We start from the raw sequence: 13524 nt of genomic DNA on the forward strand, positions 1-13524 counted from the left end.
TTAGCGAGGCAAAAGTAGCCAAGGTACTCCTGTCATTCGAGCGGTGACTTAAGAGCATTATCCGAGAGATTGCCACAGGCTGTGCTCCCTGCGGTCACTGCAGCCTTCGCAATGACGTGTTTTATATGTAACCATATTAACCTAAATCATCCAGAATTTGGCGGGCTTGCTGTTGGTTTTCGCGGTCGAATTTTGTTTTTGCTTCTTCATCCAGCACTTTTTGTAAAGCCTGCCTTGCTTTCTCCGTCTCGCCGGCTCGCTGATAATGCCGGCCTAAATCCAGCTGGTAGCGGATGCTTTGCTCCGGATCCAGTTTGATGGCTTTCAGAATATACTCTTCAGCTTTTTGATTGCTTGCGCCTTCCGGGAGTCCTTTTGAAAACAATCCGGCCACCAGTTTTTTACCTCCTCCGGTGTTCGCCACTTTACTGTGCCACAAACCCAATAAATGCCAGGCCGGGGCATATTCGGGTAGCAACTCCACTGCTTTTTCCGCATGCTCTTTCACCACGTGGGAAAGCTCAATCCGCTTCTCATTACCGGAGATATCCGATATTCTGCCGCTGGCTACCGCATATACAAAATGGGTATATCCTTTTTCGGGGTGATGTTCCAGCACCCTTTCGGCATAATTCATAGCCTCCCGGTAGTACGGCTCCATGGCTTTTTTATTAGGCTGACGATAGCCTTCCCGGGCAAACAACAAGGCAGTTCTCCATAGCGCTTTGTAATGCGTGGAATCTCTTTTTAGAACAGCTTTGTATATCTCAAGCGCCTCTTCTTCCTCGGCCTCGTTAAAAAGTGAATCCGCTTTGGTTATTTGTGTTTCGATGGATTTGTTAGCCGGAGCTTGTGCAAGGACTCCCTTGGAGATCATCATCACACCAAACAAAAAGAGCGTGCAAGCTTTAACAACAGAATAGAAAGGTTTCATATGGCATCCGGTTAATTGGGCAGGGCAAGTTACTATATAAAACAGATTACGCGCTTTATTGTTTCATTGTTACTTTTGGGATGATCATAAATCATATTCAAGCATGAGTAGCAATTTCAATAAACCATTATTTTTTGTTGGGGTGATACCGGATGAAACCCTGCAAAACAAAATCCAGGAATTAAAGCATTACGTAAAGGATACCTACCACAGCTCCCATTCCCTGAATGCTCCGCCGCATATCACGCTGTTAAGTCCCTTTCGGACCGATGCCGACCATACACAAGAGCTGCATTTGCTACTTGAAGTTTTTGCGCAGGCTTATGAACCCTTTGAAGTTTCGCTGGATGGATTTGCGACCTTCCCGCCTCGGGTTATTTTTATTGATGTAGATAAAAGCGAGCCTTTAATGACCTTGCAGGAAAAGCTGGAAGAACTGGCCCGATCAAAAGAAGAACTCTTCAGCTATGGATATAAAGAACGGCCCTATCACCCGCACATGACATTGGCCTTTAAGGATCTAACCAAAGCCAACTTCCACCGCGCTTGGAAGGAATTCAAAGACCGTGAGTTTGATGAAAGTTTTAAAGTGGACAAACTAAGCCTGCTAAAACATGACGGTGAGCGCTGGGAGGTTGAGAAAGAATTTGAGCTGGGAAAGTAAGAGACAACTAAAGAATCCTGGCAACCCTTTAATCCTGATTAATCATGGTTCAAAGCGCTGGTATCGTTTAAAAGCCAACCGTAAACTCCAACACTTTTTATACAATAAGATCCCTGCTTTTGCAGGGATGACACTTTACCGGAAAGATTGGTCCTGTTCGCCTATTGTAGCGCCGGCGACGTAGGCTCAAAAATATCCTGCACCTTATCTCGCAATTTCGCTGCCAGTTCTTTACGGTTTGCAGATTGCACGGTTTGTTCTCCAAAACGAATGGTGCAATACACCCGGCGGGTTTGGGCCAATTTCCACACGTGTTGTGGAAAACTATGGCGGGCGCCAAAAAAGCAGACGCTGTCGCGGGCAGGCTCATCGCCCTCTTTTGTCCGATAAGAGATAGCGGCCGTGTGCACCGGAATTTCAGCACTGGCGGGATATTTCAGCAGGGAGGCATGAAAGGGCAACACTTCCTCGCCACCAGACGACGTTCCCTCCGGAAACACAATTAATCCCTGGTATTTATTCATGGATTGGGAAAGCACTTCGTTCACTCTCTTCACATCGCCGCGCCGACCACGGTCCACAAATATCACCCCAACCGCATTTACCATAAAACCGAGCATGGGCCAGCTGCGCACCGCTTTTTTAGCCACGAAGGTACAACGCAGATTCAAAAACAATGGTACAATATCCAGGTAGCTGAGATGATTGGAAACCAGGAAGAAAGGTGATTGCGGCGGCGTTCCCTTTACCGTCATCTTCATATTAAAAATAATGGCCACGCCGCGCGACCAGCTACGCATAAACTGATTTCTCCAAGGTTCGTAGGGTAAACGAAAAAGCTTAGGCACTACTAAACCGATAGCGTAAATGCTAAACGAAGTAAGGGTAAAAATCAGCAGCCCAATGAGTCGTAAAGTGGCCCGGATTTTTCTCATGGCTGCATAAATCTTCTTTTTAGTTCAGCAATCACCCAAAAAACATTCTGCGCGTGCGGTCGGATATTTCTTCTACATCCAGAAATATCATCACATACATAAGCTTAAGCTTAGGGTGATAGGCCGGCTTGCTGATGATGGTGCACCCGATATCCAGGTAATTTTGCAGGAGCTGTGGCGCTTCAAAGTGTTCTTTAGAGGCAAGCTGTTTATCGCCTTCTTTTTGACGATATACTTCTTTAGCGCTTACACGATACGTTTCGTCCAAATCTCCGTTTTCCCGGAAATTCTGATAAATCGCCAGTCCTTCTTCGGCGGTCTCTGCAGGAATTCCCAGACTACCCAGCAAGTATCTTTTGTTGAAGGCTTTCAGATACCCGGCAAAACCTTTCCAGAGTAAAAACAAAACACGACCACTGCGGTGTTCTTCCTCAATACAAGCACGACCCACTTCAAAACTTTGCTCCAAAACATGCTGGGGCAAGTCCGTCAAATTAAACAAGCTCTCGGAATAAAAACCGTTACCTACCGCTGCCTGTTCATAGGTTTGCAACCGGTAGGTACCGATAACTCTTTCTGTTTGATTCTCTTTCACAATCAAATGATGGCACTGATCATCGTACTCATCACGGTCTATAGATTGATTGGAATTAAATTCCCGGTTTAACTCTTTGTAGAATATGTCATACCTGAGTGTTAATGCATCTTCAATCTCTTCATCGGTTTGAGCAATACTAACCGAATAACGATGATTGGATATATCAGGTAAAATCTTTTTTTCAGCTTTCAATTATGTACTACACCTTTGCTTTTAGAAACTCCGTACCAGGTACTCTACCTGCCAACAAATTTTGTCTTTTAAAAAATCCCGTTTTATGCCGGTTGTAACACTTTTGGATAAATGCTACACCTTTAAGAACACTATCTCAGATAAGAAGTTCTGGATGCCTGAATATCTTCCGTAATGCCCTTATAAAACATATCGCGAAAATATCACTAAAACCTTAGATCATTTCAATAGAATTTACAGCTTATACCGCAGTGGTACACGCCCTGATTTATCCTTATCATTGATCCTTCAAAAAACCTGCTGGTAGTCGAGCATATTTTGTAATCTAACTCAAATTTCTTTCACTCCATATTTTGACACAATCTCCCCAAAACCAGAAAGCCGGATTACTTAAAGACCTCAACCTTTACATCATCTTTGGTATCACCCTCACAGCCGTAATGGGTGTTTCTTCCATCGCGCCGGCCTTTCCTTCCATCAGCGATGCATTGGATGTTTCTGCTACCCGCATTGGCTTGCTCATTACCTTCTTCACTATTCCAGGCATTGTGATTACTCCCGTGCTTGGGTTACTCGCCGACCGGTTTGGACGCAAAGTAGTCCTGGTTCCATCTTTACTTTTATTTGGCGTGGCGGGTACAGCCTGTGCATTCGCCGCCTCTTTTGAGCAGATGCTTCTGTTTCGTGCCCTGCAGGGAGCAGGAAGTGCCTCGCTTGGTGCACTAAACCTCACCCTTATTGGCGACCTATATTCCAGCAACGACCGGGCTACCGCCATGGGCTACAACGGCAGTGTGCTGAGTATAGGCACGGCATTTTATCCAGCTATCGGAGGCGCTTTAGCGATTTTGGGATGGCATTATCCTTTTTATTTAAGTTTAATAGCGATCCCTGTGGGAATCTTCGTGCTATTTGGGCTGGAAAAAACCAATTCTACTCAAAGTCTCAACGTTAAAGAAATCTTCAGCAATGTAGCCTCCTCTCTGGTGTCGAAGAAAGTATTGCCGTTGTTTGCCGGTATCTTCTTCACATTCATTATGCTTTATGGAGGATACATCACCTACTTCACCATTTTACTGGATGAAAAATTTGGACAGAATTCTTTCCGCATCGGCATCATCTTGTCAGGTTCTTCTTTTGTTACTGCTTATGCGGCCTCCCAATTAGGAAACCTTACACAGCGCTTCTCTGAAGTTACTCTTATCCGTGTGGCTGCCATTCTTTATTTAGCCATGTTCTTATACATTCCGGTGGTTGATAATATTTGGTGGTTCATTCTTCCCGTGGCTGTTTTTGGGGCGGCTCAAGGCATCAATCTTCCCAGTCTCCTGAATTTACTCACTGGCTATGCCGATAAGGAGTATCGCGCTGCCTTTCTTTCCGTGAACTGGGTGGTCATGCGTACGGGGCAAGCTATTGGTCCGTATGTATTGGGACTTGTATATTCGTTAGTGAGCCTACAAGGCACCTTTTACGCCGCCGCTATTGCCGGGGCTTTATTTGTGATAACTGCCTTTTTCTTCATGAAACCCGAGTGGTATGAGCCCTCGCAGGATACCGAGGTTTTTTCGGATTAAGATATATCACGACTGCCCTCCTGCAAAATCAACAAGCTTGTACTATGTTAAGTTTTGCGATCATTCGAAACGCAACACTTTTCACTCCTGTTAACCAATCAGAAATAAAGAACTATCAATTTTAAAAACCTTTTTTGATATGAGTGAACAAATGAAAGCTGCTTATTATGATGAATATGGAGAATTGGACCAGGTGAAAACTGGCGAATTGGATAAACCCGAAGCGGGCGAGGGAGAAGTACTGATTCGCGTAAAGGCCGCTGGTGTAAATCCCGTAGATGCCGCCGTAGCCCGGGGCATGCTGGATAGTGCCATTCCCGGGGAATTTCCTGCCATACCGGGTTGGGACGTAGCAGGTGTGATTGAAGGACGAGGGCACGCCGCACGTCGGTTCGAAGAAGGCGATGAGGTGTATGCCTATGCGCGTCGCCCCAAAGTACAACACGGCACCTTTGCCGAATATGTGGCGCTGCCTGAAGCCTACGTTGCCAAACGACCCCAAAAGATTTCTATGGAAGAAGCCGGAGGTATTCCGCTGGTTGGATTAACGGCTTATCAATCTCTTTTTGATGCCGGAAAATTGGAAGAAGGACAAACCGTGCTGATACTTGGTGCGTCCGGTGGGGTAGGCACATCAGGCATTCAGCTGGCAAAATCAGCCGGGGCCAACGTGATTGGCGTTGCCAGTGAGAAGAATCATGAATACATGAAAGAATTGGGCGCTGACGAAACCATTGACTATAAGGATAATCACGTAGGGGAAGCCCTCGCTGAAATCGAGCCCGATGGCGTTGATCTTATCTTCCATTGCTCCCGCGGAGATGCCTTTAGCCAGGTCATGGAGACCGGCGTACTGAAGGACGGTGGCCACATCGTGTCCATCACCAAAAGTAAACCGGATATCAGTGATGACATTAACTTCCAGTACGTATTTGTAGAGCCCAATGCAGCACAACTGGATAAGCTTACAGAGATTGCCGATGATGGAAAACTCGAAGTGCATGTATCAAAAACTTACAATCTGGATGAAGCTGCTGATGCGCTTAAGGACATTGAGTCGCTGCACACCCGCGGCAAACTGATTGTTACGCCCTAATATTTGTTTCCCCTTAAACCACCAAAATGTATTTTAAAACCGGGCTCTCTGCCCGGTTTTTCTTTTAGGAGTCTACTTCCAAGCTGAATGTAACTACCTGTTCTGCTGTTTTTCCAAAAAAAGGAGAACCTATTATGGAAGGAACGTACGAACATACCTTCATGTGTCTCCATTGCGGAGCGCAGATCAACATGATACTGGAATCATACTATCCTGAACAGGAATACATTGAAGATTGTGAAGTCTGCTGTAATCCCATTCAAATTCACTACAAATTTGAAGGCGAGAATCTTGCTTTCTTTAATGCTCAACCCATCGGACAGTAGACCATGCCATTAATCACCCGAGATATGAATCTTGATGCAGCATGGAAAAAAGTCCTTCAACAGGTGCAAACCGCCAATGAAGATCCCGGCCATTCCTTTCGGTATATGGATTTAGCGACCGTTGATGCTGAAAACCAACCCGTACAGCGCACCGTAGTACTGCGGGATTTTGACGGAAAAAAAACCTTCAGCATATTTACTGATGCACGATCCCGAAAAGTGAAACACATCCAGGGAAATGATCAGGTGAGTTTGCTTTTTTATGATGACGACACCAAGCTGCAACTGAGCGTTCAGGGCAAAGCCACCCTTTTAACCAACGGAGAGAAATGGGAGCGTTACTGGAAAGAAGCAGGCTCCAAAAGTCCACATTCTTACACCTCAGCAAAAGCACCCGGAGCTATCATTGATGAACCGGAAGATGCCTACGAGTGGCTCCAAGAGGAGAACAAACATTTTTGTGTGGTGCGTATACAGGCTTATAAAATGACTTTCCTTCAATTAGACGGCAAACGGCATTTGCGTGGTGTGCAGGAGTTCGTAGAGGGGCAAACTAATTCCCGTTGGATTGCCCCTTAGTTACTAATCCCTTTCAAACACAGAAAAGCCCGAAAAGCAGCACTTTTCGGGCTTTAAACATTTTATACAAATCATCGCTGTTTAGTCAATCAAATGCGCAGGTGGTGAGGTTGCTTCTACGGCAGAGAAAGTTTCGATGATGTTATAGTGATGCTCCGCATCTTTGGGAACCAGGTAGGAATCACCTTCTTCAAGCTCCATCACTTCATCTTGTACATGCAATTCGGCTTTGCCTTTCAACACATAGCCCACCGTTTCGTACGGACTGCTATGACTTTCTTTATCGGAAGTAGGCTCTTCATCTTTCCACATGCGGAGCCCCACATCTTTACCGGATGCCATGATTTCTTTAACGTCGTCACCTTCAGCTAATTTACCTTCGACAATCTCTGTTGTGCTACTCATAATAAGTCTCTATTGGTTTTTGGTTTGAATTAGTCTGCTTTTATAACACAAGACCGGTTACTGGCATTTCATTTATCATCTATAGACTTACCAGCTCTGATATTACAATACTGGCTGGAAATACCCACTATCACTTGTGAGTGAGGGTGGTAAATCCTTAGGTTAGCTATACACTTTTATATTATAGACGAACACAAACTATGCTGGTAAAACGCTCTTTACTTTTTTTACTGATATTTTTCCTTAGTGTAAGCGTCACTTCGTGCATGCTTATGAATAAAGAAGCCCCGGAATTTGATGAGAGTCGTGTGCCCGGGACATACGAAGGCACTATTGGCTGTTCTTTTGAGCCCTGTGAATTTGCCGGTGAAACGACGTTTCAGATCACCAAAAATGAATCCTTGTTTACTCTTCACTTTGAGGGCTCTCTTTCATCTACCTTCCCTGATCTTGACTTCACCATAGAGCTGGACGAGAGAAGCTACGGGGAGGCCGTGACCATCTCCGGCTTTATCTATTTGGAAGACGATCAACCATACGCCTTAACACCTTACGAGGCCCATCACTTTTACTACTGGACCTATCAGGATACCCAGCAGGAAGGTGAACGATTTGAGATGAAAATCTACGAGCCCAGCCCGGATACATCGCCCACCAATCCGGATTATATTGAGTTGGAAGGGTATAGGGGCGTGCAGTGAGGAAGATAGATTGAACCAGGATTTTTTAGGATTAAACAAGATTTACAGGATTAGAAAGTAAATCCTGAGAATCCTCAAAATCCTGAAAAATCTTGGTTCAAAACCCAATAAATTAATTATTAAACAGCCGTTTAAACTCTAAGCTTGACCCACCAAAATTGATCAAAAGCCCTGTTTGTAGCTCATAAGCTTCCAGGTAATTTTTAGCCTGCGCCAAATGGACATCCATTAGTTCCGAAACTGCCTTTATCTCCACCATAATTTGCCGATCGATAAGAAAATCCACGCGACGTGTTCCCACCTGCGTACCCTCAGCACATAAGGTACCTCATCCTTATCAAACTCAATTTTTAAACATCGCTGATAGATTACTTCCTGAAATCCCATCCCCAGGGTAGAATGCACTTTCATCGCCAATCCTATAATTTGATGAGTCAATGCCTCATGTTTCATTTATTCCCCCGCTGTTTTATAAAATTTGGCTTGAATAATATAATCCCGTTAATCCTCTAAATCCTGCATAATCTTGGTTCAATTTTCCAATGCTGAACCAGGATTTTAAGGATGAACCAAGATTTACAGGATTAAATTAGAAAAGAAATCCTGAGAATCCCCCAAATCCTGACCAATCCCAGTTCACTCAAAAGAAACGTTACTCGCACATTTCTTGGTTTATGCAGCATCGGATTGTATAATCCACTTTCCCATAATAAACCTCGCTTTCTATGAAACATTGCGCTTCCTTTTTTTCCGTCCTGCCTGTTTTACTGTCTGTTCTATTGATTCCCGAAGCTTCTCTTGCCCAAATCGATCGCGAGGCTGGTAATATGATCTCCACCCGCTCTGAAGTGATTGCCCAGCGGGGGATGGTAGCTACCAGTCAGCCACTGGCCACACAAGTTGGACTGCAGATTCTTAAGAACGGCGGCAATGCTATTGATGCCGCCATCGGGGCCAATGCGGCCATGGGACTCATGGAACCCACCGGCAACGGCATCGGCGGGGATCTTTTTGCCATCATCTGGCACGAGGAAAGTGAACAGGTGTACGCCTTGAATGCCAGCGGTCGTTCGCCGCGTGGTCTTTCTTATGATGAACTGATGGACATCCTTGAAGAAAAAGGAGAGGACGATATTCCGCCTTATGATCTATTGTCCGTTTCTGTGCCCGGTGCTGTAGATGGCTGGTTTACCATGCACGAGCGATTTGGTTCGGCCGACATGGAAGATATTCTGGCGGAACCTATTTGGTATGCTGAAAACGGATTTCCGGTCAGTGAGGCCATTTCTGCTTCCTGGAGAAGAAGCGTGCCCTTTCTGAAAGATCAGCCCGGGGCTTTTGAAGAAACTTTTGCCATTGACGGGGAAGGTCCGGAGAAAGGAGAGATTTTCAAGAATCCCGATTTAGGCAATACCTTCCGCCTGCTGGCCAGTGAGGGGCGGGACGCTTTTTACCGCGGGGAGATCGCCGAAAAGATCGATACCTGGATGAAGGAAAACGGAGGCTACCTTCGCTATGAAGATTTTGACCAGCATGAATCCGAATGGGTTGAACCGCAAACGATAAACTATCGCGGGTACGATGTGTACCAGATGGGCGGAAATGTGCAGGGAACAGCGGTACTCCAGATGCTGAATATCCTGGAAGGCTTTGACCTGAGCGAAACCGGCTTTGCCACCGCCGAGACCTATCACCTTTTCATTGAAGCTAAGAAACTAGCCTTCGAAGACCGCGCCAAACACTACGCCGATCCCACTTTTCATGAGGTGCCGTATGACGTATTGCTCTCCAAAGAATATGCCACCGAGCGACGTAAACTCATCGGCGACACCGCCCGCGAAGATCTGACCACCGGCGTAGACGTGCTCGAAGACGGGGACACCATCTACCTCACCACGGCTGATAAAAACGGCAACATGGTCTCCCTGATCCAGAGTAACTTCCGCGGCATGGGCACTGGCTTTGTAGTTCCCGGAACCGGATTCAGCTTTCAAAACCGCGGTGAGCTCTTTTCTCTCGATCCCAATCACCCCAACGTATACGCGCCAGGCAAACGGCCTTTCCATACCATCATCCCCGGTTTTGTGATGAAAGACGGCGAACCCTTTATGACGCTCGGAAATATGGGCGGCGCCTATCAGCCCATGGGCCACGTGAGCCTGATCACCAACGTCATTGATTTCGGAATGAATATGCAGCAGGCCGGCGACGCCCTGCGTTGGGAGCACTCCGGATCCACCCAGCCCACCGATGATGTGGATGACCACCTGACCGATGTGGGATTAGTAAGCATAGAATCTTCTATCGACTACCAAGTGGTCCGTGATTTAGAAGCGATGGGACATGACGTACAAATCGGACACAGCTTCTTCGGGAGATTCCAGGCCATCATGCGTGATCTGGAAACCGGAGTGTATTATGGCGCTTCCGAATCCAGGGTGGATGGACAAGCGGCCGGATATTAAAAAATCCTGCCCATCCTGAAAATCCTTTAAATCCTGGTTCAGCATGCGAGTGTTTGAACCAGGATTACGCAGGATTAGAGGATTTTCAGGATTTATTTACTGCTTGCGGAGCAGAATAAGAAGCCATACTCAAACTCCCATTGATCGTTAATTCATTGATTTTTGTTGAAATAGCAATTCCGAGTATATCTGAGTTCGATTTAAAATGAGTGAGTATATCCCCAAAAGCCTATCGAAGTCATTCCTGCGCAGGCAGGAATCTCATTGTCACTAGTGCTTAAAGGTTGATACTATAAGGCAACTGGATTTCGGGCCTGCGCCGCGAAATGACCTCCGGGCTTACTTTGTTAGTTTAACTCAGGTTAACATCAACAAAAATCATCCGGTGCAGCCATGGCCAATAATGAAAGTGATATTCTTGAGTTCATCAAAAACTTTGATTCTGAGAAACTAAAAAGCATCACCAAGCATATTGATTTGGGAGACGTGTTGAAATCCCTGTCGAATATGAACAAGGCGCAGCTGTTGAATCTAAAGCGAGCACTGGAGGCTGGTAGTGAAGAATACGATCCGCCGGAAATTAAAAGTGATTTTTATCAGCTGTATGATCAGTTGAGTGAGGAAGAACGAGCGCTACAGCAGCGGGTCCGGCAGTTTATGGAAGATGAAGTCCGTCCCATTGCTAACGAGTACTGGCTAAAGGGAGAATTCCCCCATCATCTCATCCCCAAGATGGCAGAACTGGACATCTGCGGACTGCCTTTAAAGGGGTATGGATCCATGGACCATTCCTACCTGATGGAAGGTATCATCTCGCTGGAGATGTCGCGGGTGGACGCCTCCATTAGCACCTTCTTTGGGGTTCAAAGCGGTTTGGTTATGGGCTCGATTTATTTCTGTGGATCGGAAGAGCAAAAGCAAAAATGGCTGCCCAAACTCAGAACCATGGAGCTCATCGGGGCTTTTGGTCTTACCGAGCCCAAAGTGGGTTCCTCCGTGGCGGGCGGACTCACCACCAAAGCCAAAAAAGAAGACGACCATTGGATACTGAACGGGCAAAAGAAATGGATTGGCAACGGCACCTTTTCTGATATCACCATCATCTGGGCACAGGATGTGGACGACGGCCAGGTCAAAGGCTTTATCGTTGAAAACGACACACCCGGCTTCAGAGCTGAGAAACAAAAAGATAAAATGGCACTGCGGACGGTCCAAAATGCCCGTTTGTATTTGGAGGATGTGAAAGTACCTGCCGAGTATAAACTCGAAAACGGCAACTCTTTTAAAGATACCGCCAAAGTATTAAAAGCCACCCGCGCCGGCGTTGCCTGGCAAGCCGTGGGGTGTGCGCAAGGCGCCTACGAGTACGCCGTGGATTACACCCACAAACGAGAACAATTTGGCAAAACCATCGGTTCTTTTCAGCTGATTCAGGACCTGCTGGTGGAAATGCTCAGCGACCTGACCGCCATGCAAACCATGGCCTTCCGCCTGTCCCAACTTCAGGACGAAGGCAAGATGACGGACGAACAAGCTTCCCTCGCCAAAGTAAGCTGTACCACCCACACCCGAAGCGTGGTCGAGAAAGCGCGCGAAATTTTAGGCGGAAATGGAATCCTGCTCAAATACAACGTCGCCCGCTTCGTGGCCGATGCCGAAGCCATCTACACCTACGAAGGAACCAAGCAGGTGAACTCGCTGATTGTAGGTCGCGCGTTGACCGGAAAGAGTGCTTTTGTGTAGGAAGTGGATTGATACATACCGACTGAAAATCCGTGTGGGACTTTTTTTCAGCTGAGTGTCAAATCTTTTCTAAGATAGATCCGACCCTTTCTTCATTATCCCTAAAGTAATTCTCTTAACTACCGATAAGTCTCACCTACAGCCATCTGTTTAATTTTATTATACGAAGTATATGTATCAAAATGGAGTATCAGCAGATATCTATATAGGTCAAGGCGCCGGTACTATGGTAGACAAGGATCTAAAAAATGCTGAAAAATCAGTCAAAATTGTATCACCTTTCTTATCTCCTAGCTTGGTAAAGCAGTTAATAACTCTATGGGCTACAAATAAGAGCGTTACTCTTATAACCAACGACAGAATAGAAGATTATTCACACCGAAAGGACAAAAATATCTATACCCTAATCAGGCAAATAAGAACTACACATCATGATGCAGTTGAAAAAAAAGAGCAATATCAAAATACTGCCCAAGTTTTGTTCTACGTCCTGTTTGGTTATTTGGCGTTCTTAATTGCATCGTATATTGTGTTTCTTGACGAGCGTCTGAGTTTAGCTTTAATTCCCTTTCTAATACTGATTTTAGTGCATCGAATGTTTGTTAACAAAGCCAAAAACACTAGGATTTTCAGCTATAGATATGAAACATTGTTTCCTATTAAAATTTGCCAGCCTGATCATGAGGGTTCAAACAAAAACGGAGATAACTTTAAAATCCACAGTAAGATATTCATCATAGATGATAAAGTCGCTTACGTGGGCTCCCTAAATTTTACCCAAAGCGGATTTAAGTATAATCATGAAACCCGCGTAAAAGTAACAGATGCTGAAGCCATTAGAAAAATAAACACAGAATTTGAGGAGCTATATCATAACCCTAATTTGGGAGCAACAGATATTCAGAGATTAGGGCGAAAGTTGTACCCAGAACCTATTAACTAAAAAAGCCCCGATCTGCTATTGCAAAACGGGGCTTTTACTTGAGTGTGGGACCGGGCGGATTTGAACCGCCGACACACGGATTTTCAGTCCGTTGCTCTACCTACTGAGCTACAGTCCCTTTTGTCAAGGACGGCAAAGATAATAGGTTTCTCATCTTTATACAATAAAGAATTCGGTTCAAGCCAAGAAAATTATTCTAATCCCATTCTTACCAAGGGAAATGTCATTGCGAGGAGCCTGTGACGGCAAAGGAAAGTTTGGGAGGCGTATCGACGCGGCAATCTCTGTAATACCACTTGGGATATTTATTAACGGGGCGTTTGAAAAGGAATTGCTAAGATTATAGAGATAGCCACGGGCTGTGCT

Annotated in this window: 13 protein-coding genes, 1 tRNA gene and 1 pseudogene; 9 read left to right on the forward strand and 6 right to left on the reverse strand. The window is 45.6% G+C overall.

All coding sequences use genetic code 11. The features are described from left to right. Nucleotides 1-136: 136 nt before the first annotated feature. Entirely contained in the window at nucleotides 137-934 is a 798-nt protein-coding gene (locus FN815_RS10615; protein WP_142454620.1) for a tetratricopeptide repeat protein, read from the reverse strand. A gap of 103 nt (nucleotides 935-1037) precedes the next feature. Between FN815_RS10615 and FN815_RS10620 the strand changes: the two genes are divergently transcribed. Next, nucleotides 1038-1598, forward strand: a complete 561-nt coding sequence (locus FN815_RS10620; RefSeq protein WP_142454621.1) for a 2'-5' RNA ligase family protein — start codon at nucleotides 1038-1040, stop codon at nucleotides 1596-1598. A gap of 161 nt (nucleotides 1599-1759) precedes the next feature. On the opposite strand, the gene FN815_RS10625 is transcribed toward FN815_RS10620, so the two are convergent. Next, nucleotides 1760-2533, reverse strand: a complete 774-nt coding sequence (locus FN815_RS10625; RefSeq protein ID WP_142454622.1) for a lysophospholipid acyltransferase family protein — start codon at nucleotides 2531-2533, stop codon at nucleotides 1760-1762. A 31-nt stretch (nucleotides 2534-2564) separates the two neighbouring features. Next, complete coding sequence (locus FN815_RS10630; RefSeq protein ID WP_142454623.1) at nucleotides 2565-3323, reverse strand: GNAT family N-acetyltransferase; 759 nt, start codon at nucleotides 3321-3323, stop codon at nucleotides 2565-2567. 353 nt (nucleotides 3324-3676) lie between these two features. On the opposite strand from FN815_RS10630, the gene FN815_RS10635 reads away from it, so the two are divergent. The 4 genes from FN815_RS10635 (at nucleotide 3677) to FN815_RS10650 (ending at nucleotide 6901) form a co-directional block, all read left to right on the forward strand. After that, entirely contained in the window at nucleotides 3677-4900 is a 1224-nt protein-coding gene (locus tag FN815_RS10635; protein WP_142454624.1) for an MFS transporter, read from the forward strand. Nucleotides 4901-5039: 139 nt separating this feature from the next. Beyond that, complete coding sequence (locus tag FN815_RS10640; RefSeq protein ID WP_142454625.1) at nucleotides 5040-5996, forward strand: NADP-dependent oxidoreductase; 957 nt, start codon at nucleotides 5040-5042, stop codon at nucleotides 5994-5996. Between the two features lie 134 nt (nucleotides 5997-6130). Further along, nucleotides 6131-6322 carry a zinc ribbon domain-containing protein gene (locus FN815_RS10645; protein ID WP_142454626.1) on the forward strand — a complete coding sequence of 64 codons (192 nt, stop codon included), beginning with the start codon at nucleotides 6131-6133 and terminating at the stop codon, nucleotides 6320-6322. Between the two features lie 3 nt (nucleotides 6323-6325). Then, a complete protein-coding gene (locus FN815_RS10650; RefSeq protein WP_142454627.1) occupies nucleotides 6326-6901 on the forward strand; it encodes a pyridoxamine 5'-phosphate oxidase family protein in 576 nt (191 codons plus the stop codon). 81 nt (nucleotides 6902-6982) lie between these two features. Here the strand turns inward: FN815_RS10650 and FN815_RS10655 are convergent, their stop codons facing one another. Beyond that, nucleotides 6983-7306 (reverse strand): cupin domain-containing protein, encoded by a 324-nt coding sequence (locus tag FN815_RS10655; RefSeq protein WP_142454628.1) that lies wholly within the window; start codon nucleotides 7304-7306, stop codon nucleotides 6983-6985. Nucleotides 7307-7572: 266 nt separating this feature from the next. Between FN815_RS10655 and FN815_RS10660 the strand changes: the two genes are divergently transcribed. Next, nucleotides 7573-8007, forward strand: coding sequence for a hypothetical protein (locus FN815_RS10660; RefSeq protein ID WP_142454629.1), 435 nt, complete (start codon nucleotides 7573-7575; stop codon nucleotides 8005-8007). A 112-nt stretch (nucleotides 8008-8119) separates the two neighbouring features. Here FN815_RS10660 and FN815_RS19285 read toward each other — a convergent pair. Then, a pseudogene (locus tag FN815_RS19285) lies at nucleotides 8120-8460 on the reverse strand (GxxExxY protein). A gap of 272 nt (nucleotides 8461-8732) precedes the next feature. Between FN815_RS19285 and ggt the strand changes: the two are divergent. From ggt to FN815_RS10680, 3 genes are all read left to right on the forward strand, one after another. Then, nucleotides 8733-10472 carry a gamma-glutamyltransferase gene (gene ggt / locus FN815_RS10670; protein ID WP_142454630.1) on the forward strand — a complete coding sequence of 580 codons (1740 nt, stop codon included), beginning with the start codon at nucleotides 8733-8735 and terminating at the stop codon, nucleotides 10470-10472. Nucleotides 10473-10865: 393 nt separating this feature from the next. Continuing rightward, complete coding sequence (locus FN815_RS10675; RefSeq protein ID WP_142454631.1) at nucleotides 10866-12215, forward strand: acyl-CoA dehydrogenase family protein; 1350 nt, start codon at nucleotides 10866-10868, stop codon at nucleotides 12213-12215. A gap of 172 nt (nucleotides 12216-12387) precedes the next feature. Then, complete coding sequence (locus tag FN815_RS10680; protein WP_142454632.1) at nucleotides 12388-13158, forward strand: phospholipase D-like domain-containing protein; 771 nt, start codon at nucleotides 12388-12390, stop codon at nucleotides 13156-13158. 45 nt (nucleotides 13159-13203) lie between these two features. On the opposite strand, the gene FN815_RS10685 is transcribed toward FN815_RS10680, so the two are convergent. Continuing rightward, nucleotides 13204-13276, reverse strand: a tRNA-Phe gene (locus FN815_RS10685). Nucleotides 13277-13524: the final 248 nt, after the last annotated feature.

Source organism: Gracilimonas mengyeensis, from assembly GCF_900182705.1.
Classification (GTDB): Bacteria; Bacteroidota; Rhodothermia; order Balneolales; family Balneolaceae; genus Gracilimonas; species Gracilimonas mengyeensis.